We start from the raw sequence: 20,928 nt of genomic DNA on the forward strand, positions 1-20,928 counted from the left end.
TAAAAATGTGCAAGGTGCAGAGGCTATTAATATCAACTTGATACTATAACTTCACTTGACTTTGCGATAAAACAGAAAAGATAAATGCCCCGTAGGGCATTTATGCTTCATTCCAGACTGAGCCAATACACCAGGCTAAATGCCGGTTATCGATACAGCCATTAATGCATAAAAAGCGCAATCAGAATAATGATTGGAATTGGTACACCTAAAAAGAACAATAATAATGAACGCATTTTGAACTCCAGAATAATTAAGAATTATAAATCACGTTGACGGCCACCAAAGGTAGCGCTCAGGCTCGCTACGAAAGCACCTGCCAGCAGAGAAATGAAAGTCCAGAGCATCAGATAGCTCGTTGCTTTACGTGTGGTGTCAGCAGCCTCTTGGGCTTTCTGCTTCATGTCTTTTAATTTAGCCTGAGCTTTGTCATAAGTGCCCTGCACCCGCTGTTCAGCCTCCTGCTGGCTGATACCCGTATGCTGCGCAATTAATCCTGCGACGTACTGACGATCTTCATCAGGTAAGGCTCCTGTGCTGATGCTGTTAACCAATATACCGGTCACTTCGCCTAGCTGTGCAGGAGAAACTGGCTGATTGGATGCTGGCGGGGTTGCAGAAGCAGATGGCGAAGCAGGACCAGAAGCGTCATTAGCGGGAGTGCCGGGATTATCCGGCCTGAACAAGGAATTGACGAAATAATTCATCGACAAGCCCTGTTCTGAAGAAGGGCCTTTAGCCACACTCGCGACTCCTGTTGCTGAGGCCGCTGCGGCCCCTCCGGCAACAGTACCCACGATTTTAGATCCACCTCCAATAATGGAACCTACCGTACTCGTAAACAGTACGGCGGAGATCAGCGCCGCTACAGCCCACGTCAGAAACCCATGTGCAGTATCGCGGAAGTAAATTTCATCGCTGTGTGTATCGACCCATTTTGTGCGTAGTCGGCCGGACAAATAGCCCCCCATACCTGACGCAACAATTTGTGTAAAGGTTAACCAGGCTATGGCAGCAATGCCCACCGTACCCGCGTCAAGCCCGCGATTTCCCCATGGCGAAACGGACGTAAGACCTAAACCCGCACCCAGCATGAGCAAAATTAAAGAGAGAGATGCCGCTGCAACCGCGCCGGCTAAGATGGCACCCCATGACACTGCGCTGTTGCCGGGGGCGGGTAGAGGTAAACGGGTATCGGGATACGCGTTGTTAACGGTAGATTGTTCATGAATGTGAGTCATAGCTGTTTTCCTTTAATTAATCCTTGCATTCTTTACCAAGTACCATTTGAAGAAACAGGAAGCGTAATCACTATTAACTACAAGTCTATTAACGAGCCTGAAGATGCCATTAAAAAGGGTGATATTAACAAATCAGATAAAATTAGAAGATTAATAAGACAATCGAAAATTATTCCATGCATCAAGGATAATAGATGATTTTTTTAAAAAGCTTTTACACAATAGAAAATTATTTGTACCTGAAGTGGCAGGTTTCAGTGCCATCTCCGCTGAACCAGAGGCGACAGAGTTAATGTAAAGAGAGTCATGCTATAACGGCGCTGCATTCCGGGCCCCCGACATCACCTGACAAATGCAAATACACTGCAAGTCATCAGTTCATCCTGGATAGCTAGCTTTATTGGCTTGCAGTAGATAAATTCGCTTCGCTTAAAGACAGCTACGGATTAATCCTGAAGACAGTTATTCTGAAAGCAAATGTATCAGCTAAAAAAATGATTATTTCCTTTATGCCATACTCACGTTTTCTTAATGGAGAACAGGCCAGAATGCTTCGCTTTTTCACCTTCCTTTTCAGCAGTCCTGAATCTCTGGTGCAGGTCATGAGCCAGCAGGATATGAAAGAATCAATTCAGGAAGGAGACAGAATAATCATTGATAAAGATGGTAACGCTTCGGTTAATCCTCTAAGCCCCGATGTTCAGCGAGATTTTTTTCAACACGTTAAGACTCTGAAGGATATTTAAATGGGAACGGCCATATTCATGGTGATGATTGTATGTGGCTACTGGTATACCAGCCGTGACATGTCCAGTAGTTTAAAAATAAAGCGTTCCATAGGCTGGGATGTTTACTTTCTCATCGCGCTATATGGCTGCATCTTTGTTCTACAGGGTGTGCTGGCTACAGCTTTAGTCTGGCTGATGTTGCTCGCCGCTTCCGCCGCGAATAATGCGTTCGCGCTAAGTCACGAACTTCATGCCCACTGGCATGTTGAATTTATGACGTGGAGCTTTCTCGGAATTCAGGCGCCCGTTGTGATCATGCTGGCACTGGCGGTGCTTTTCTGTGTATACCGCTCAAACTGGGCTGACAGCGCACGTCTGACTGTCAGCAGCCGTAAGGACCTGTATCAGCGGCTTTCCCGTTCTAACGGAATCACATCAGGCGGTTTTTTCAGTTCCGGCCTCGCGCTGGCGTGAAGACTTTTCCCGGCTGCGCTTATGTTCGTGCAGGTGTGGCCGATAATCATTATGTGCCTCACAAGGGTACATATAACCGATACTGCGACTGATTGTGCTTATGGCTCCCTCCGGGAGCCTTTTTTTATCCAGGTATGTTTGGCCCTGAGAATTGGTTCATTGTGAGCATGGCGGCGGTGTTCCTGGTGTACAGGTAAATCCTCACTACACTGTCTGTACATTATCAGCATATATGAGCACATATGAAATACTTGGCATCAGGCGTTATATTGATGGCGTTGAATCACACAGCTGCAGCCGTTCCACCCTCTCAGTTCTGGCCAACCTGCAACATCAGCGAGCAGCAGGGTATCAGGGCTGATAATAGCGGCAGCGACAGTGACCCGCTTCTGTCGCATATTTCGCTGCGCGTCAATGTGATTCAGGCTGATGCCGGTACCGCGCGTAAAGCTGGAAAACTGTCAGAATCGCAGACGGAAATGATCTGGCATCATGCTGACCGTATCCGTGCGGATGCCACGCGCTACGCGCATGAACAGGGCTTCCTCAGCGCTGCTGAACGCGCCAGTTTTGACAGAGAGCTCGATGAGGTCGCCGGACGGCTTTGTGCCCGTATCCTTCAACCCGTAAGGGGGTAGAGTCCGGCTCATTTTTTTCTTCGCTTCAGTCCCCCTGCAACTTGTGAGGAAATCGATGTTGATCCTAATGACAACCTTTCCGATGAAGCCTGTAGGCTGACCGAAATGTGTTGTCTGCTGATGGCCAGAGACGGGGAAGAAATTAACCGGACTCAGCTGACAGTGGAGCTGATGCGCCTGCCCGGTACCTGCATTGATCAGGAGGGACAGTGACCTCCGCACCTGCTTTTTGCCATTGAGAAGCTGACAGCAGAGCCGGTGATGACGAATTATGAAGCTTAAGCCTACACTGCTCTTTCTGATTGACCTCTGCAACTGAATTTCAAGAGGCATGCCGTCCTCACAATTATGCTCTATTTAACTTAAGCTTACCGATACCTTACAATGCTCAACAAAGTGCCTTCGCTTTCCGGAGGCACCGCATTAACGGGATCTTCATGGATAAAGGTAACCTCAACGTCAGTCACCTTGCCTGGTGCGGACTTGTTGCGCTTCATACGGCCCGCCTTGACGGGCAGATCAAGTCTCCCGCGCAGGACAATCTGTTTCTGACCCGCTGGCTGGCCTCGGCTGAAAAGCAGCGGCGCTTTCCAAAAGCACTCGCCAGCGATATCAGCTGGCTGCTGCGCGAAGGTCGGGCTAAAGGATTACGGGCTGATCTGCCCGGTAAGCTCGATTACCTCTGGCAGGCGGAGAGTGGCAACCTCAGCGATCAGAATGACCTGTTCCGCCTGTTACATGCATTTCACGCAGTTAAATTAGCTGACTGGGCATGCATGGTACTTACCGACGCCGAGTGGAGCGGCCGCCGGCAGCAAAAGCTGAGTCCTGGGGTGTCAGGGATTTACCTCAGCCGTACCGCCATGGACAACGGATTCTGCGATGAAGGGCGGCAGCTCATTGCCCTGCCTGCCCGCATCACAGGAGAGCTTCACGCACTGGATGCCCTGCTGAACCGCTCGGGCTGGCGTCGCACGAAGGCTGCAGGAGATGACCCGTTGCTGCATTATCTGCTGGCGGTCGGTTTCACGGAAGAATGATACCTGCAGCACAGGCTGAGCATCTTCCGGACATCTGTATCCGGCATTTTACCGTGACAGTTTACTGACTCCCCGTGTATGCCGACCCGGATGCCTTGTCTCATCCACGGTCAAATTGCGTTGAACGGAACCCGTTACCAATAAGAAAAAGGGGTGAACTGCCAGGAAAAGTCCAGAAATGCGGTGCTGAGCACGTCAGACAGTCTCTTATCGGCCATACTTCCTGTGCACATACATATGGATACATCTGCCCGACGGCAGAGCATCCCCCGAGGAGAGCACCATGAATGACGATCGCATCAGTGGCAACTGGAAACAGTTCAAAGGTAAAGTGAAAGAGAAGTGGGGAAAACTTACCGATGACGATATGGACGTTGCTGAAGGCAAACGCGAACAGCTTGTAGGCCGCATTCAGGAACGCTACGGCTATGAAAAAGATCAGGCCGAAAAAGAACTCAAAGAGTGGGAAGATTCAAACCAGTACCGCTGGTAACCGCTGACAGTTCATGGAAAACCGGCTCATATGCCGGTTTTCTGTTTTCAACGCTGTGTTATCCACCCAGAGGTTGTGCGAACAATTGGCACAGCAGTGCTTTCTGCCTTCAAATCCCGTTTTGCACCAGAAACCGGAATCCCGGCCGCAGAGTCATCACCCGAACTTTTAATCTGCTGATTCCGGCAGGCAGAGGTATTTATGATTACTTTTCAGTCATACGGTCTGCTGGTTACGTTACGCCACAGTTGCCAGTTCGCCTGCAGCGCTCACCAGCCGCTGATCCGTGCCGGTCAGCATCACCGCCTTGCCGCCGGAAAGACACTGCTGGAAGTACGCCCGCATCGTGGCGCTGATACCATTTCCACACCATATAAGATGGTGAACGTGACGCTTCCGCGCGACCGCTGGCAAGCCCGTACATTGCTCCGCGACTTCGACCCGAAAACCCTGTCCCGTCAGCCGTATCGCCTCCATCCAAATTTCCGTATCGTCAGTGACGCTGACCGCCTCCAGAAACAGCGGCACGGTGTGCCTTCGCATGGCGGCCGAAGACGGTAGAAATCCTCAGGGAAGGCCGTAGCCTGAACCGTAAGTCACTCTGCACAAAACTACTTCGCCGCCTTTAACACTCATCAGATCCTGAAGAAGAGCAGCTTTATCATCATCTGATCGGCCTGCTTTTTGAACGCCAAAGCTGAATCATCAGTTAAAACAGGATTGTTGGGTGCCAATATTAAGCTGCGCACGCGTAAAGATAATGGCACCTTTTAAAGCTCTTAAGCATCGCTCACTAATTTTTAGCTTGTGATGTAAGTATCAGGTAGTAATCAGAGAAATTCATGAATCGTAGTAACCAGCAACAAGCTATTGATGAAATAATTGGTGAAGCCGCTTTCGCTTTGCTTCAGGATGGCGGCGCCATTAACCTGCGCGCTCTGATTGTTCAGTTAAATGAGATGCAAAGATCTGCTGATGATGTGCAAAGGCAGACTCTCATCTTGCTCGCTCTTGCTGAAATAAGACAAAGCCGGGAAGAGGGTGGTGCTCTTCCAAAAGTTCGAAATGAAAGTACGGATAACGCGTTTTCACATTTTTCCGAATTACGGACTTCGCCCACTAAACGGAAGCACTAATTACAGCATTTTGCTGTATGGATTATAATCACTCTGACTCAGACATATGGAAATACGACATGCAGATGCCTGAAGAAAATTTTTACCCTATTTCTGACCGTGAACTGGCCGATTATATACTCAACGTGAGAGTCGATCAGAATGAAGAGGCCAGCCGTGCTGGGACTCGTCATCCGCAGCCTGATGGCCACTGAAGGCAAGGTCAGCAATAAGGCAATTATTCTCAGCCTTGTTGGCGCGCTGGAATCAACGCACGACGCTCAGCAGGCCGACTTACTGCGAAGAACGCTCGAAATTGTCGTTGGCCATACACCTGAAAACGCATGATCTGGTATCTCAACGCTTACCCAGAACTGAACGAATAGCCGCGCTAAAATTAACAATTCTGTATTCCTCTATTCTCTTAGGCCATTCAAAATGGCCTAAGAGAATAGAGGAATATTTTTAGCCACGGTTAATCTTCCACTCGTATCCGGTTTGCTGAATTCTTCCCCTACTTACATTCATAAAATTCCTTAATTCTCGTCCGCAGGGCTGAAATACATTATACCGCAAGGCAACAGACTGAATCTAATGCTATATTTTCCCAACTGAAATGTTTCAGGCAAGGCGTGAAAAGGTCAGCAGTAAAACAATTGGCCGCATGTTATTCCATGCGAAGGGGCGTTGGCCGCCACCTTTCGCAGTTAACCAGCAGCCGGAGGGCTTATGAAAAACCAACTGCTCAGCTATGACGATGTGTTCAGGATGGTGCGCCAGCACTGTCTGCTGAGATTCCCGCAGCAGGCTGACTGCCATCCCCAGATAACTGTTAATGCTTACCTGAAATCAGCGGGTTCTTCGCTGCATGCCCCGGCTCTCGGTCTGAACTTCAGCCATCGCACTGACGACGTTATCTCTGATTTCGACAGGTTTATAATCGGGGATCAGAACAGGGAAGCCCTGTTTGCGGACATTACCGACATGGTGCGATGGATGGCGGATAACGGTTACCTGCAGTCAGGCGGGAAAGAAGATGCAACTTATTATCCTTCGGATAAGCTATTGCGATCACCCTCGCTTATCTTCTGAATAATACCTTTGCAATATGGCATAAAAAAACCGGGCCTTACGAGTGCCCGGTTTGCAAAAACGATTGCAAAATGAAGCCATTCGGAGATTGGTAACTTTTACAGGCAGGTATCCTGTATTTATGATGATAGGTTAACCCTGCGGAAAAGCATGCGAAGCGGCTGGATACCCAATGCGCCGCGCATCACAGCCAGAACTGTTGCGGTTGGTGAGGGCAGGGTGAGAGCGAACATCAGGAAACCGTTTTAGGCTATCAGAGCGATGCGGGAAAGATAACTCAGGTCCGTTTCACCACCTGCTTTCAAATGCATTATTTTCTCCTCAATGGTTATAGCGACGAAGAGCTAACCAAATCATAAACCCGGCTATTGCGGAATATTACTGCACCGTGCGGCTTAGCCGCACGGGAATGAACAGTGAATGCAACGCCGACCTTAACCGTCAGGTCGTTGTCGCAGCTTGAGCTGTGTTCTCACCAAAATGTTCACGCATGTGTGTTTCGATCTCTTCCAGCGTCTTTCCACGCGTCTCAGGCAACATAACCGCGACAAACACCAGCGATGCCACATTGATTGCAGCAAAGATGAAGAACGCATTATTACCCACCAGCGAAAGTAATGGCGGAAACGCCAGCGCTACAGTAGCGTTGCATATCCACTGAAACGCCACCGCAGAACCCGTCAGCACGCCACGAACTTTCATCGGGAAAAGTTCAGACATGAGTAGCCAGTACACCGGTGAAATGCACATCTGCATAAAGAAAAGGAAGACCAGGATACAGCCCAGCGCCAGCAGGCTTTGAACAAGGCTATGCGGCATCAGCACCAGAACAGCCCCTAGCGCCAGTTGCATTCCAATCACGACTGACAGGCCTGTCATCAGCATCGGACGGCGGCCGAAGTGGCTGATGGCTTTGATGCCTGCGAACGTCGCCATCACGGATACCACACCGTTTCCTATCGTTGCTGCAATCGATGCGCTGGTGCCAAGCCCCGTACTCTTAAGAATGATTGGCGTGTAATACATGAAGGCATTCACGCCCGTGAACTGGGCCACGATCCCCATACCGCAGCCCAGCAGCAGTAAACGCACTATCCACTTTTCTTTTAACAGCTCTCGCGCAGGCGGTCCCTGGCGGGCTTCAAGCGCGTTCTGGCGCATTTCCGCCATTTCTTTTTTGATTTCACGCGGGTTCTCACGCAATTTCCGCATGATACGCAGCGCCTCGTTAAAGCGCCCTTCGGCCACCATCCAGTGTGGCGAGGCCGGTACAAAGAAGGTACCAATAAACAGCAGGACACCCGGGAGCATCGCCAACGAAAGCATATAGCGCCACATGCCCGGATCTTTCAGCAACAGGCTCATGGCCGCACTGACAATGTAGGCCAGTAACTGTCCGGAAACGATCATCAGTTCATTTCGGCTGACAAGTGGCGCACGCCGTTTTGGCCCGGCGATTTCGGCGATGAATACCGGGACCGTGGAAGAACCTCCACCGACCGCAAATCCCAGAACAAATCGCATCACCACCATGATTTCCAGATTAGGTGCAATGGTTGTTCCTAATGCACCGGCAACAAACAGCACAGCGAGGCTGCGAAGCGTGATCCGTCGACCAAAGCGATCTGAGACATAACCGCTGACAAATGCCCCGATAGCTGAGCCGAAGGTAAGTGCTGAAGTTACCAGTCCCTCTGTAAAAGGAGTGAGATTGAGGCCGCCCTGGGAGGTGGGCAACGTCATATAGGGTAGAGCTCCGGAAATGATACCGGTATCATAACCAAACGCCAGCGCGCCCATAGTGGCTACCAGCACCACGAAGAACAGACGCTGCTGCACAGTAAAGTTGAGAGAGCCACCATCATCCGATGGAGGTTGAGAAGGGTTTTGCATTTGAGCATCCATGGTTGCCAGAAACACAGCGGAACGCTGTGTAAAGAAAGCTATGAGTATAGTCAGATATTGCAAAATGGGATCTTACTCACAGTATCTTCGGTGCACTTACCACGCTCAGCGGCATGCTTTTTTTTATAAAACCGCGCATCGGTTTGGTAAGTAAAACCCCGGGTTAATACCGAATCTTTTTTTTCTCTTAAATGCTTTTAATACCTCACTAATATTGATTGATATTTACCCACCTATTTAATCGCTCCGCTTAAATATGAAAATTATTTTCCATGCCCTGCGTGACAAATATCACATTTTTGCCAGGCTTAATTAACTCACCAAAAAGGAGATACAGATGAACTCATTTACTAATAAAACGCTCATCACACAGGAATATCCGAAGCCGCCGTTTAAAAAACAGCATCAGCCTGTTCCTGGCCTGGCGGGTAAAATGGAACCACGCCCCGACCACGGTGAAACCAGTTACCGGGGGACAGGACGCCTTACTGGACGTAAGGCGCTGATTACAGGCGGCGATTCCGGAATTGGTCGTGCCGTTGCTATCGCTTATGCGCGTGAAGGCGCCGATGTTGCTATTAATTATCTACCAGACGAAGAGCAGGATGCCGCAGAAGTCGTGAAATTAATCAAAGCGGAAGGGCGGAAAGCTATTGCCATTCCCGGTGATATTCGTTCGGAAGAGTTTTGTCAGAAACTTGTTAACGAAGCTGCCAGCAAATTAGATGGTCTGGATATTCTGGTTAATAATGCCGGGCGCCAGCAGTTTAACGAATCCATTCGTACGCTCTCTACGGAAGATTTTGACGCCACATTTAAGACCAATGTTTATGCAATGTTCTGGATAACCAAAGCGGCTCTGGAATACCTGCCGGCAGGTTCATCAATCATTAATACCACATCAGTACAGGCCTACGAACCGAGCGCCATTTTACTGGACTACGCTCAGACAAAGGCTTCGATAGCGGCTTTCACCAAAGCCCTCGCGAAACAACTAGGTGAACAGCAAATCCGCGTTAACGCTGTCGCACCAGGACCTTACTGGACGCCTTTGCAGGTCTGCGGCGGCCAGCCACAGGAAAAAGTTGAGCAGTTTGGTGCCACCGCCCCGCTGGGCCGTCCTGGTCAGCCGGCAGAAATTGCGCCTCTCTATGTCACCTTCGCAGAAACCACCAACAGCTTTACCTCCGGTCAGGTCTGGTGCTCCGACGGCGGCACCGGCACGGTCTAAGTGTCAGCAGGATTTTTGAAGAACGTGGCCGCATGCGGCCACGTTGTTGTCTCAACATGCAGGGAAAAGCAATGAATAATCAGATATTACGATCGCCGATGCGCGAGGAGGGGTTTGCCCGTCTTGGGGACTATGCGGCCATTGGTGAAGGTCGTTCCGTGGCACTTATTGCCCCGGATGGGGCTATTGACTGGTGGTGTGCGCCAAACCTTGATTCGCCACCCTTATTTGACCGCCTGCTGGACCCCGAAATCGGCGGTTTTTTTCAGATTGAACCCATCGGGGATTATCGTACGGAACGGGCATACCGCCCTGACAGCAACGTCCTGGAAACACGGTTTATTACGCAGGATGGCAGCGTACTCATAACTGAGTCGATTAACAGTACGCTGGCCGGCCGTCTTCCCTGGAGCGAACTGGCAAGGCGTATTGAAGGGATTAAGGGCGAAGTTGAGTTGTGCCTGACGTTACGCTTTGGCACCGCAGCCGAAACACGCTCACCGTGGTGGGATAACACCGAACAGGGAGACGTTTATCATCTTGCCGACCTGATGGCGATGCTGCGCACGTCTGAAGACTGGCTGATCACTGAGCGCGGCGATGGGATAATACGCGCAACGCTTCGTACCCGACCTGAAAGCCACTCTCTGGTCGCCCTTCTGGTGACGGAGCGTGAGCCGCTGGCTGTGCCTGATTTAGAATCCATCGATGCCCGTATTGAAACCAGCCATACGGCGTGGCGCGACTGGACGCACAGCCTGAGTTACGCAGGCCGCTATTCAGATCACGTGAGACGTTCGGCGCTGTCTCTCAAATTCCTCTGGTATTCGCCAACCGGTGCACTTGCCGCGGCAGCGACCACCTCACTGCCTGAGGGCATTGGTGGGGAGAAGAATTATGACTATCGCTACGCATGGGTGCGCGACGCCTGCCTGATTATAAAATCGTTCGTTTTCCTCGGCGCGCTTGAAGACTGTAAAGCCGCTTTTTCATGGTTATCAAAAACCATCATACGCCACGGCACCCAGCTTCGCGCCTGTTACACCCTGGAAGGCGGCATAGTGCCTGCAGAAAGTTACCCCCCCTTACGCGGTTATCAGAACTCTCTTCCCGTGCGTATCGGTAATAACGCTCGCGACCAGGTTCAGCTGAGCATGTACGGCGACATGCTGGCCACGGCAGAACTCTTCATCCGTGCTGGCCACATTCTGGATCTTGAAACTTCGCGCATGCTGGGAGAACTGGCGAACTACTGTGCCGATCAGTGGCGTCAGAAAGACAGCGGGATCTGGGAGTTGCCAGAAGAACAGCATTATACCCACTCCAAAATGGCCTGCTGGCTGGCGCTCGACAGCGCAGTTTCACTGGCAAAAGCTAAACACATTGAACCCACATGGGTTCAGCGCTGGGAGCGGGAGCGGGATCGCATCAGTGAATGGATTGAGGAGCATTGCTGGTCAGAGGAAAAGAAGGCATACCTCTTCTACCCCCACGCTGATGGTAAGCTCGATGCTGCTCTGGCGCTGGTACACCACTATGGCAACACGGTTAACCCGGAACGCATGCGTGCCACTTATCGTGCCATCCGGCAGGATTTAGGCCATGGCAGTGCGATGCTATACCGTTACAGCGGCGTTGAGCAGGAAGAAAGTACGTTTATTGCCTGCTCTTTTTGGCTGGTCGAGGCGCTGGCGGCCATGGGTGATATCCGGCAAGCCGAAACCGCAATGGAAGAAATTCTGGATAAGCTGTGCCAGCGCGGCAATGTTGAAACTTTTAATGAAATGTTTGATGTCCGCAGCGACGAGTGGCGCGGCAACATGCCGCAGGGATTAAGCCACCTGGCTCTCATCTGTGCGGCGCAGGCGCTGACCGACCACGCTTAAACCTTAACCGGTTTTTTCTGAGCGCAGAGTGCCAGCGTTAAAGATACAGCCCGGCTGGCCCTCATAAATCACTTTAAAATGGATGCAACAGATGATTCGCGGAATTGAACACATTGGCATTACCGTTTCTGATTTAAAGCAGGCAGAGCATTTTTTCATCGGCGCACTGGATGCATCTGTGCTCTATCGTATCGTTCCGCCCGCTGAAGAAGATAAATTTGTTCCTGGTAAAAAAATGTCTCCTCTCAATGGATTCCCTGCAGAACTCAGGCTGACCGGGCTATCCATGCTGCGGCTGAATAATGGGTGCAATGTTGAGTTATTTCAGACAGAGCCTACCGCAAAAGATCGTTCCGCTCATCCGGGCTTGCCGGGGATCAACCACTTCTCCGTATATGTGGATGACATTTATCAGACCGCAGAAAGAATGCGGGCACATGGCGCAGAGATGCTTGAAGGCCCTTCCGACTGTTTCGCTCAGGAGGAGGGAAAAGGCAATCAGACGTGGTTTGGCATAACACCCTTTGGTGTCCTCATTGAGCTCATCACTCTGCCTTCAGGCATACGGTACGATTCAGAAGCCACTCAGCAGCGCTGGATACCAGAAGCCTGATACCACTTACCGGGGACCAGACGATGCAGAGACGTGAATTTATTGCAGGCGGGATCGCTACACTATGCCTGTCGCGCACAGCCTTTGCCGTGGTTGAGTCCATGGTTAGCCCGCGACTGCAGGTTGCGGCAACTTCTCCCTGGCTTGCCAATGGTATCGCAGTCACACCCGGGGGCGATTTGTTCCTCAATTTCCCGCGCTTCAGAGGACATGAGAAGTCGCCGGCGCTTACGCGCGTGACACCATCTGGCCCGACGCCTTTCCCGGGGAATCACTGGAATGAATGGAAACCGGGTGAAGAAGGACTGGACAGCCTTGTCAAAGTAAACGCCTGTCACAACTTCGGCGACGGCTTACTGTGGGTTGTCGATCAGGGGGCTCCTCAGGGTAAAAGTCCGTCAAAGGGTGCGGCAAAACTCGTCGCATTCGACGTCGCAACAGGCAAAGCGGTAAAAGTTATACGGTTTGATGAGAAAGCGTTACCGCAGGGTGGCGCACCTAACGACCTGCGTATACAGGATAACTTAGTGTATGTCACCGATTCCGGGCTCGGCGGCGTCATCATCCATGACCTGAATACCGGTGAAACCATAAGAAGACTGTCCGGAAGTGCCTTGCTGCGTAAACCAGAAGGACTCGCTCAGAAAGGCTATAACGGACGAATTCTTGAGGATAAAGCCGGAAAACGACCCACTGTCCACAGTGACGTTATTGAGGTCAGCCCTGACGGCCAGTGGTTCTACTATGCGACGCCTACGGGGCCACTCTACCGCTTCCCCACGGCATCATTAAAAGATAACCGTTTAAGCGATGAGGAGCTGGAAGGACATATAGAGAAAGTTGCGGATATACCGTCGATAGGGGGATCTGCCATCGACGCTGCCGGAAACATTTACCTCTCCAATGTGGAGAAACGCTCTGTCGACTTACTGCAGCCTGACGGCACACTAAAGACGCTGATACAGGATGAGAGGCTGATAACACCCGACGCGCTTGTCATTACTGATGGATGGATCTACGTGCCTGCTCCCCAGATTGAGCATCTGGCAGATAACAATAAGGGTAACGATGCAACGCACGGGCCTTGGTCCGTCTATAGATTCCCATACAGCACTTAAGGGGATCATTATCTGAATAAACTGTGTGCGTTACATAACTCATTCTCAGGGCAGTGTAGAGTGCGGTTAGGGAGCGGGGGCCGTCCTTAAAAAGCAGCTATCAGTGGGAGCGTTACCGTTTTCAGACAGTGCACGTCTATGCTGGTCTTATCTCAGGAAAATTCCGAGAGTGTGATGTATGACAGGAAAAATGCCCTGCATGAACCATACTGATTAGCATTAAGTTCTGCACAGGGATTGCCAGGCGGCAACCCGGGAATTAACGAAGGAGACCGATATGAACGAAGATCGCATCAGCGGTAACTGGAAGCAGTTCAAAGGCAAAGTTAAAGAACAGTGGGGCAAACTCACCGATGACGATATGGACGTCGCGGAAGGAAAGCGCGACCAGCTGGTCGGCCGCATCCAGGAACGTTACGGTTACGGCAAGGATCAGGCTGAAAAAGAGTTAAAGGACTGGGAAGATTCCAACCACTATGAGTGGTAGCCATTAAGTCTCCCCCGTAAACCGGCCACGTGCCGGTTTTTTCGTGATAGGGTCCGGCTCTCATATCAGGGTGAGGAGGCGTTAATGATTTTCCTTGTTTAAGCGAACTATGCTACCAGGCGGACCTCCTGACAGCTTTTAGGAATCAAAAGCCCATGACGTTATCAGCAGGGATTGCTATTTATTAATTCAAGCCGGTTTGCACCGGACTGAACCATAACACACGTGCCATAACGCAAATCCTGAAGATATATGCTTCACGCAACCCCTGCTGAATTATTCAAAATTGAATGCGGTCCAGTCATCAAAGAACTGATAAGAACTCGAACGTTTCGCTTTCGCCTTATACATCGCCCTGTCAGCGCTATCAAATAACTGATCAACGGATGCAGAACCGACTCCCGCAAGACTGATTCCTATGGATGCCCCGATTTTCACCTCCATTTTGTTGATAACGAATGGCTTCTGAAGGCAGTCAATAAGACGCTGCGCAACCGCTGAAGCCGCCTTGCGATTGCGGCATTTCGCGGCTACGACAAATTCATCTCCCCCGAGGCGCGCCACTGAGTCCCCCGGGCGCATACTATGTTTTAATCGCTCACTCACCTGCTGCAGCAATAAGTCACCCGCTGCGTGCCCCAGGGTATCGTTAACCGGCTTGAACCCGTTAAGATCGATAAAAAGCACTGTGGTGAAAGAAGGATCTTCTTCCTGAGAAAGCATCCTTCTGACTTTATCGTAAATCCAGGCCCGGTTAGGCAATCCGGTTAACGTATCCCGGGTAGCCAGTTTCTCAAGTTTCCTGATCTTCTCCATATCACGCGTGATGTCGCGTGACACCAGCACGGCGCCGATATTGTCGCCCGTAGAGGGATCACTGACACCACAGGCTTTAGTACCAAGCGTAATGTAGTGGCCGTCCCGGTGTCGTTTACGTACCTCTACGACGTCCGGCAGTACACCACCGTCAAAGATGTGCACCAGTGCATTTCCGGCGGGTACGCGATCGTCAGGATGGAGGAAATCCACCACGCGCTTGCCGACTATCTCATCCACTGACCAACCAATCATTTCGCTGTAAGAGGGCGAAATCGAAACGTATCTGCCGTCCTTGTCACAATGCGCGATTAAGTCGGTGCTGTTTTCAATTAAAAGCCGGTACTCGGTCGCCGTACGCAGAGCATCCTCGAGTGCTTTACGCTGACCGGTTATATCAAGGATAAATCCATTGAAATGGTTGAGAGAACTGCTGGTGTGGCATTCCGGCAGACCAGACAGGAGCACCCGACGGGTTGTCCCGTCAAGGCAGTTTACAGGCACTTCTATATGGAAAGGGGTTAACATTTCCAGCGCTGCAGTAAGTTGCTGGGCAATCGTTTCATCATCATCAGCTTGTGCGAACTCAAGCCAGGCACTCAGCGTAACGCCTTTCAGTGCGGGGAGCAGGCCCTCAGGGCTTTCCTGACTGGCAATACAGATGCCACGGGCGTCAGTGGACCAAACGGCAGAAAGCGTAGGTTTGATCACAAGGCTCATTCTTTTGAACTCCGCTTTAGACTGTCGATACTGACTAACCTCAATACGTATTGTGAGAGAAACCCTTTATCAGTCACCGCCGTTACTGGTGTCCATTATTTCCAGGATAAAGAGTTTCATTTTAGGTATGGCAACCATGCTTAGCGTTGTAGATAAACCTGCAGAAATCAAACTGCGAACGACTTCTGGAATAATGAACCCGTCTTACACCAGGGCAGTTGCGATATCAGCGATTATCGGCTGACGTGGCTGTAGACTTCATACAATAATCCGCTGAGATGAGATCTTTTGTCCTGCAGACATCAGGGAAGACATCTTTACGACCAATAGCTGACTGTAACTGGTAGGGTGAGAACTGCTTAAAAGGGAAAACAAATCCCACTGTCTCTGCGCTGCCTGGCTTTATAGCCCCGAGCGTAAAGCCACACCATCACTTCATAATGCTGTTGCATAAGACGCCATCATTTGCGAAAATTTCGAATAATAGATACAGGAGGTGTTCATATGACACAACTTCAGAATAAGCTTCCTTCTCTGCAGGAAGCGGAACTTGCGCGCCTGTGTAGCCGGGAACTCTCCGCCGTACTTGAAACACGTGCAGAGTCTCAGCAGGTTTCACTCACTGACAAACGTGGCCAGATCCATAATGTCAGCATTCCGGTCAGCGCGCTGCGCATGCTGGTTGATGTGCTCACTGAGCTGGGTGAAGGAAACGCCGTGCGTCTTGTTCCGGTAGGGGCAGAAATGACAACGCAGGAAGTAGCCGATCTCCTGAACATTTCGCGTCCTACATTGATCCGTCTTCTGGACAATGGGGAACTGCCTTACCACCGTACGGGAAACCGCCGTAAAATCCGCTACGTGGATGCGCTTGCATACCGCAACAAACTGGTAAATCAAAGGCATGAAGCGCTTGATGAGTTGGGTGCCCTCGATCAGGAACTTGGGCTGGGTTACGAATGAGCTCAGGTTATACCGTAGTATTTGATGCCTGCGTTCTCTACCCCGCACCGCTGCGCAGCTTCCTGATGTACCTTGCTGCCGGAGGGCAGTTTCGCGCTAGATGGAGTGAAGATATCCATGAAGAGTGGATCCGAAACGTATTGCTCAATCGTACCGAACTTAACCGGGCCCAGCTGGAGCGTGTCCGTGCCTTAATGGACCGTCACGTGCCCGATGCGCTGGTAACCGGATATCAGTCTCTGATTGAATCCATCAGGGGATTGCCTGATGAGGACGACAGACATGTTGTCGCAGCTGCAATTGTGGCTCAGGCGGAAGGGATTGTGACGTTTAACCTCAGGGATTTTCCTGAGGAGGTGCTGTCGGTATGGAATCTGCGAGCCATTCACCCTGACAGCTTTATCACGGACCTCACCGAACTGGACATCACTGTTGTGATAGACGCAGCCCGTCGGCAGCGCGCCAGCCTCTTGTCTCCGCCTTTCACCCCGGATGAATATCTTGATTGCCTGCTACGGCAGCAACTTCCGGAGACGGTATCCCGGTTACGACCTCTGGCCGCGCTAATCTGAATATCCGCACATTCAGGGCGTTGTGGTGTGGTACTGCAAGACTGATTATTAGGATGGATGCCTTCTAATCAGGCCAGTTATCCATTTCCATTAGTCCGACCATTGCGCCTTTATGTGCTTCCACCATACGGATATAACGCATCAACGTCTGAGTCTGCGTCCAGGTGCCCTCCTGCATAATTTGCGCGATCGAAATGCCCTTTCTCGCCATATCCTGCGCGGCACCGACGCGTGCGCTGTGACCACTCCAGCTGGAGTAGCGTCCTTTGTTAGTTTTTACTCGGTGCATCTCGCCTGCCAAGCGTCTGGCGCGGCGCCAGATATCTTCCAAGCAGGGCGCACTCATGGGCACTTCAGTGACTGACGTAATTTTGTTAGACCGGTGTATGGGGCAAAACAGAACCGCGTCGGGTTCGCCAGCCAGACCCGCCGCATTAATCCAGTCCATCAGCCGCTCAGAAGAGCGCGCGCTGAGCGCCTTCACGATGCCGCCCGACTGAAGGATAGTTTTGGTCCAGCCCACGTCAAGGATAATGCGCCCATCAGCCGCGCGCGAGATGTCACGTACGCGAAGTCGCGATAACTCGCTCATACGCAGCAATGTGCTGTACGCCACGTGCACGAAAGCCAGATCCCGCAGGTGCTGGAGCCGGGGAGAGCTCTTCCAGGCTGCATCGAGACGGTTCAGATCCGGCCGGCAGAACGGTACCGCCTGGCCGGTACGCTCGCCGGAGATGACGGCCGTACGGTTTATTTTCTTTTTTGCACGCACAACGTCGGGAGAAACGGTCGGCGGGACCAGCCCGGCGTTACGGTGTAACATTGACATCAGCGCCGCGTGTACCGATATGGTCGAAGTTGACCGGCCAAGAGACTCGAGATAAAACAGGTAGTCCTGCATGTCCTCCGGTGACATAGGCAGGAACGATCGCCGGTTTTCCTGAGTCCAGCGCCAGCAGATCCGCATCACACTGAGCAACTGGCGCCACGTGTTGGGTGAAAAAGCCTCGCGATGCCGGACGAACGCCGCCAGCTTCGCAGTGAGATCGTCACCGGCGCCGCCGCTTAGGGCCAGACCGCTAAAACCGGATATATCGTTCATGTTTACTCAGTATTCGTCCGCTTATCAGAAAACAACGCTACGTAAATTCTGAGGAAAGAGCAGGGGAGATGCCCGTCAGATTTTACGTAGCGCTGCCGGAGTTTTAGCCGCCTGCGTTCGCTCCCGCTATTGGCAGGACAGCCTTAGTTTCTCGCCGTTGCGTATAAATGGCCCGAAAGGTCAGGATCCGACCTGGATCCGCATGATACAGGGTTTCCGAGCTCCTGTCTGGCCTTATATAAGTATAATTATATGAGGTTAGGATTTCAGGAAAAATGTTAGTTTCTCTCTGGTTGGATCGTTCAAGTATCTGAAGTTATAGTTGATTCGCTTTTAATACCTTATTTAATCTACAAATGTGAATTAGGGTATCCGTCCGTTTACAACATTAATAACTGATCATTGTATCTAACTGGGGGGAAGGTCAGGTGATGTTGACTATTCAATTTCCCTTTGTCGGCATGTAAACATATCAATCATTGTTGACGCTCAGTAGGTTTGTCAGTTTTTGTAAGGTTTTACTACCGACTTATGCTACCTTATTGTACTAGGATAAGTTATACCCTTCGAAAAACTAAAGAATTATAATATTTATAAACAGTATTTTTATTAAAAAAGGATTTTTATGTATAAAGCTACTTATTACTTTGTCTTTTTAATTTTAACAATTATCTCATTAGCACTTACTTTGTACGGATTATCTAATTATCTAGATTTTACCGTCACATGGCAATATGTGAACATAAGTGAAGAAAAGACAATTGGATTTTTGGAATTAGTTTTATTTGGCGCTTTCAGCTTATACCTCGGTACTGCATTTCACTCAGATGGAATACTAAAATATAAAACATCATAAATCTGTGGAATAATAGGTATAATATCTGGGTGCACATCTCTAAGTGTCATGATTTTATTTCCTTCCTTTTCATGGGCACTGCTTATCTCTGGCATATTATGTTTATATGCTGCACTTGCACCAATTATTAATGAAATCAACAAACGAATGAACAGTTGGGAGAAAGGTACAATATCGGCCACTCTTGCTTTCTTCATATTGTACTACTTAAACTACCAGAGCAACATACTGATTAATGAAGTGTTTTCTGTAGACCCTAAACACTTCCCTTTTACGCGTATAGTGTCCGCATTCATAGTGGCATCCCCACTTCTTTTCTTGATCAGCTTTATTACCTTAATTATCATTTTTATAATGTTATTCATGAAAAGCAATAGCAATAAAAAAAACACTTTCTTCCTACTTTGCGCTGCATTTGCGGCTTTAACGACATTTTTATTTAGCACTCCTTTAATAAACAATGGTAAAAATATCATTAAAAGTGTAGCTTCTATAGTTGATTTTAATTCAAAGTCAATTTGTACAAATGTTAAAAACAATGTGGGCGTTATTTTCTTAAATGATAGATATGATTTAATTTTAACTGATAATGTGAATAACAAAAAACATTCTTATGAAGTTAAAACTTGTCAGTTGAGCAATTGAATAAAATTGGACCTTCGTGAGTAACTAGGTGGAGTTAGCCATCGTATGTTTGTGTCAGGCGGTAAAGTTAATGGAGTTCCAACCAAACCATGAACAATAGCAAATTGAATTTATTGAAAAAACTCCAATGGCTTGATTGGGGAACACTTTTCATAGGCGTAAAAGGCCTTCCAGGCGTCTCAATTGACCCTACAGACATTAGCGATTATGCATGCAATAAAATCAACGAAGTTGAGGAAGAAAATGACGTTTTTATTTCTGTAGCCGAACTTGCCTATTGTGATGAGATCTCTGATGAAACCATAAAACATCTTGAGCGACTTGCAGAGTGGGAAAATATAGACATACATCTGTCGGCAAGAAAGTGGAGACTAGTTGCATTTATAATCCTTTTGGAAAATCTGAATGATGACTATATTTATGCACTATTAGATTTGAATGATTTCTGGAATAAATGGGAAGGAAACGATACACCAGATATTGTTCAAGGAGTGGGCAACAACATGAACCCATCAGAATTTTACAGCATGGATAATTTTAAAGAAGTAATGTTTAAAAACAAAAAATGGATTAATGAAGAAATCAATGCAATTAACAAGACCATGAATTAGTACATAATATTCTGAATATGGTCAACTTAAATTTTAGACGTACTATGAAAGACTTAATATCAGAATTACTTTCTATTTCGATCGGATCCTATTTTATGGATGGTTGCTCAGCATGAACATCAGCAGCGGGATATCGTATGCTGTGGTGATTTCAGCTTTTATCCGGGCCTGTTTATTGATGAGCAGGAATTCGTGCAATAGGTCAATCCGCTGAGCCGTTGTTGCACGCATACATTTATCGGCGTACCGGTGCCATGGAGGGGAGTTTGAATGTTTTAAGCATTGAGGAAGAGAGTTATCAATACAGCTTTAATGACATTTTCATTACCCAACACTACATTTAACATAATTAGCATTGTGCGCACTTTAATTTGTTACTCCAAAACTCTAATGTCGTACGGGGTGCGGACGATTTCCTGGACCTTCAGGAGATAATTCATGCACTCATATGAGGATCGTATCCGTGCTGTCGAGCTTTACTTCAGGTATGGCAAAAGGCTGACCGTTGTTGTCAGGGAGTTTTGGGCTATCCGTCCTTTTTCCAGGGTTTCCCGGCTGAGGACGCAACTGATGACGGCTTAC

At 49.4% G+C, this 20,928-nt stretch carries 22 protein-coding genes and 2 pseudogenes; 18 read left to right on the forward strand and 6 right to left on the reverse strand.

Annotated features, from left to right (window positions below):
• Nucleotides 1–260: 260 nt before the first annotated feature.
• Nucleotides 261–1,241 (reverse strand): hypothetical protein, encoded by a 981-nt coding sequence (locus F3J38_RS21425; RefSeq protein ID WP_167141748.1) that lies wholly within the window; start codon nucleotides 1,239–1,241, stop codon nucleotides 261–263.
• Between the two features lie 548 nt (nucleotides 1,242–1,789).
• Here F3J38_RS21425 and F3J38_RS21430 point away from each other — a divergent pair.
• The 5 genes and pseudogenes from F3J38_RS21430 (at nucleotide 1,790) to F3J38_RS21450 (ending at nucleotide 4,614) form a co-directional block, all read left to right on the forward strand.
• Complete coding sequence (locus F3J38_RS21430; protein WP_167141990.1) at nucleotides 1,790–1,987, forward strand: hypothetical protein; 198 nt, start codon at nucleotides 1,790–1,792, stop codon at nucleotides 1,985–1,987.
• Nucleotides 1,988–2,401, forward strand: a pseudogene (locus F3J38_RS21435) (hypothetical protein); the annotation flags it as partial.
• Between the two features lie 314 nt (nucleotides 2,402–2,715).
• A complete protein-coding gene (locus F3J38_RS21440; RefSeq protein ID WP_167141751.1) occupies nucleotides 2,716–3,081 on the forward strand; it encodes a hypothetical protein in 366 nt (121 codons plus the stop codon).
• Nucleotides 3,082–3,518: 437 nt separating this feature from the next.
• A complete protein-coding gene (locus tag F3J38_RS21445) occupies nucleotides 3,519–4,121 on the forward strand; it encodes a DUF2913 family protein (protein WP_167141754.1) in 603 nt (200 codons plus the stop codon).
• 283 nt (nucleotides 4,122–4,404) lie between these two features.
• The gene (locus F3J38_RS21450) at nucleotides 4,405–4,614 is read left to right on the forward strand and encodes a CsbD family protein (RefSeq protein ID WP_167141757.1); all 210 of its coding nucleotides are present in this window, start codon (nucleotides 4,405–4,407) and stop codon (nucleotides 4,612–4,614) included.
• Nucleotides 4,615–4,851: 237 nt separating this feature from the next.
• Here F3J38_RS21450 and F3J38_RS28470 read toward each other — a convergent pair whose 3' ends face one another.
• On the reverse strand, nucleotides 4,852–5,157 hold the full coding sequence (locus F3J38_RS28470; protein WP_373276605.1) for a hypothetical protein: 306 nt from the start codon (nucleotides 5,155–5,157) through the stop codon (nucleotides 4,852–4,854).
• Nucleotides 5,158–5,171: 14 nt separating this feature from the next.
• Between F3J38_RS28470 and F3J38_RS28160 the strand changes: the two are divergent.
• The 4 genes and pseudogenes from F3J38_RS28160 to F3J38_RS21475 all read left to right on the forward strand — a co-directional run.
• Nucleotides 5,172–5,315: pseudogene (locus F3J38_RS28160) on the forward strand (biofilm development regulator YmgB/AriR family protein); the annotation flags it as partial.
• A 141-nt stretch (nucleotides 5,316–5,456) separates the two neighbouring features.
• The gene (locus tag F3J38_RS21465) at nucleotides 5,457–5,750 is read left to right on the forward strand and encodes a hypothetical protein (RefSeq protein ID WP_167141768.1); all 294 of its coding nucleotides are present in this window, start codon (nucleotides 5,457–5,459) and stop codon (nucleotides 5,748–5,750) included.
• A 156-nt stretch (nucleotides 5,751–5,906) separates the two neighbouring features.
• Entirely contained in the window at nucleotides 5,907–6,077 is a 171-nt protein-coding gene (locus F3J38_RS28165; protein ID WP_369411032.1) for a biofilm development regulator YmgB/AriR family protein, read from the forward strand.
• 381 nt (nucleotides 6,078–6,458) lie between these two features.
• Nucleotides 6,459–6,821: a hypothetical protein gene (locus F3J38_RS21475; protein ID WP_167141770.1), complete on the forward strand. Its 363-nt coding sequence runs from the start codon at nucleotides 6,459–6,461 to the stop codon at nucleotides 6,819–6,821.
• 441 nt (nucleotides 6,822–7,262) lie between these two features.
• Here the strand turns inward: F3J38_RS21475 and F3J38_RS21480 are convergent, their stop codons facing one another.
• Complete coding sequence (locus F3J38_RS21480) at nucleotides 7,263–8,714, reverse strand: sugar porter family MFS transporter (protein WP_167141773.1); 1,452 nt, start codon at nucleotides 8,712–8,714, stop codon at nucleotides 7,263–7,265.
• A 349-nt stretch (nucleotides 8,715–9,063) separates the two neighbouring features.
• On the opposite strand from F3J38_RS21480, the gene F3J38_RS21485 reads away from it, so the two are divergent.
• The 5 genes from F3J38_RS21485 to F3J38_RS21505 all read left to right on the forward strand — a co-directional run bounded on the left by F3J38_RS21485 (nucleotide 9,064) and on the right by F3J38_RS21505 (nucleotide 14,061).
• Nucleotides 9,064–9,957 (forward strand): SDR family oxidoreductase, encoded by an 894-nt coding sequence (locus F3J38_RS21485; protein WP_167141776.1) that lies wholly within the window; start codon nucleotides 9,064–9,066, stop codon nucleotides 9,955–9,957.
• 71 nt (nucleotides 9,958–10,028) lie between these two features.
• Entirely contained in the window at nucleotides 10,029–11,843 is a 1,815-nt protein-coding gene (locus tag F3J38_RS21490; RefSeq protein WP_167141779.1) for a glycoside hydrolase family 15 protein, read from the forward strand.
• Between the two features lie 91 nt (nucleotides 11,844–11,934).
• Complete coding sequence (locus tag F3J38_RS21495) at nucleotides 11,935–12,456, forward strand: VOC family protein (RefSeq protein WP_167141782.1); 522 nt, start codon at nucleotides 11,935–11,937, stop codon at nucleotides 12,454–12,456.
• A 23-nt stretch (nucleotides 12,457–12,479) separates the two neighbouring features.
• Nucleotides 12,480–13,574: an SMP-30/gluconolactonase/LRE family protein gene (locus tag F3J38_RS21500; protein ID WP_167141784.1), complete on the forward strand. Its 1,095-nt coding sequence runs from the start codon at nucleotides 12,480–12,482 to the stop codon at nucleotides 13,572–13,574.
• Between the two features lie 277 nt (nucleotides 13,575–13,851).
• Nucleotides 13,852–14,061 (forward strand): CsbD family protein, encoded by a 210-nt coding sequence (locus F3J38_RS21505; protein ID WP_167141786.1) that lies wholly within the window; start codon nucleotides 13,852–13,854, stop codon nucleotides 14,059–14,061.
• Between the two features lie 276 nt (nucleotides 14,062–14,337).
• On the opposite strand, the gene F3J38_RS21510 is transcribed toward F3J38_RS21505, so the two are convergent.
• Nucleotides 14,338–15,597 (reverse strand): sensor domain-containing diguanylate cyclase, encoded by a 1,260-nt coding sequence (locus F3J38_RS21510; RefSeq protein ID WP_167141788.1) that lies wholly within the window; start codon nucleotides 15,595–15,597, stop codon nucleotides 14,338–14,340.
• A 504-nt stretch (nucleotides 15,598–16,101) separates the two neighbouring features.
• Here F3J38_RS21510 and F3J38_RS21515 point away from each other — a divergent pair.
• A complete protein-coding gene (locus tag F3J38_RS21515; RefSeq protein WP_045814489.1) occupies nucleotides 16,102–16,560 on the forward strand; it encodes a helix-turn-helix domain-containing protein in 459 nt (152 codons plus the stop codon).
• A complete protein-coding gene (locus tag F3J38_RS21520) occupies nucleotides 16,557–17,132 on the forward strand; it encodes a PIN domain-containing protein (protein ID WP_167141791.1) in 576 nt (191 codons plus the stop codon). The genes F3J38_RS21515 and F3J38_RS21520 overlap by 4 nt, the downstream gene beginning before the upstream one ends.
• 64 nt (nucleotides 17,133–17,196) lie before the next feature.
• Here F3J38_RS21520 and F3J38_RS21525 read toward each other — a convergent pair whose 3' ends face one another.
• Entirely contained in the window at nucleotides 17,197–18,234 is a 1,038-nt protein-coding gene (locus F3J38_RS21525; protein WP_167141794.1) for a tyrosine-type recombinase/integrase, read from the reverse strand.
• A gap of 819 nt (nucleotides 18,235–19,053) precedes the next feature.
• Nucleotides 19,054–19,287, reverse strand: a complete 234-nt coding sequence (locus F3J38_RS21530) for a hypothetical protein (RefSeq protein ID WP_167141797.1) — start codon at nucleotides 19,285–19,287, stop codon at nucleotides 19,054–19,056.
• A gap of 166 nt (nucleotides 19,288–19,453) precedes the next feature.
• On the opposite strand from F3J38_RS21530, the gene F3J38_RS21535 reads away from it, so the two are divergent.
• Both F3J38_RS21535 and F3J38_RS21540 read left to right on the forward strand, forming a co-directional pair.
• Nucleotides 19,454–19,735, forward strand: a complete 282-nt coding sequence (locus tag F3J38_RS21535) for a hypothetical protein (protein ID WP_167141799.1) — start codon at nucleotides 19,454–19,456, stop codon at nucleotides 19,733–19,735.
• Between the two features lie 89 nt (nucleotides 19,736–19,824).
• Nucleotides 19,825–20,346: a DUF2247 family protein gene (locus F3J38_RS21540; RefSeq protein ID WP_167141802.1), complete on the forward strand. Its 522-nt coding sequence runs from the start codon at nucleotides 19,825–19,827 to the stop codon at nucleotides 20,344–20,346.
• Nucleotides 20,347–20,928: the final 582 nt, after the last annotated feature.

This window comes from Candidatus Pantoea formicae, assembly GCF_011752625.1.
Lineage (GTDB): Bacteria > Pseudomonadota > Gammaproteobacteria > Enterobacterales > Enterobacteriaceae > Pantoea > Pantoea formicae.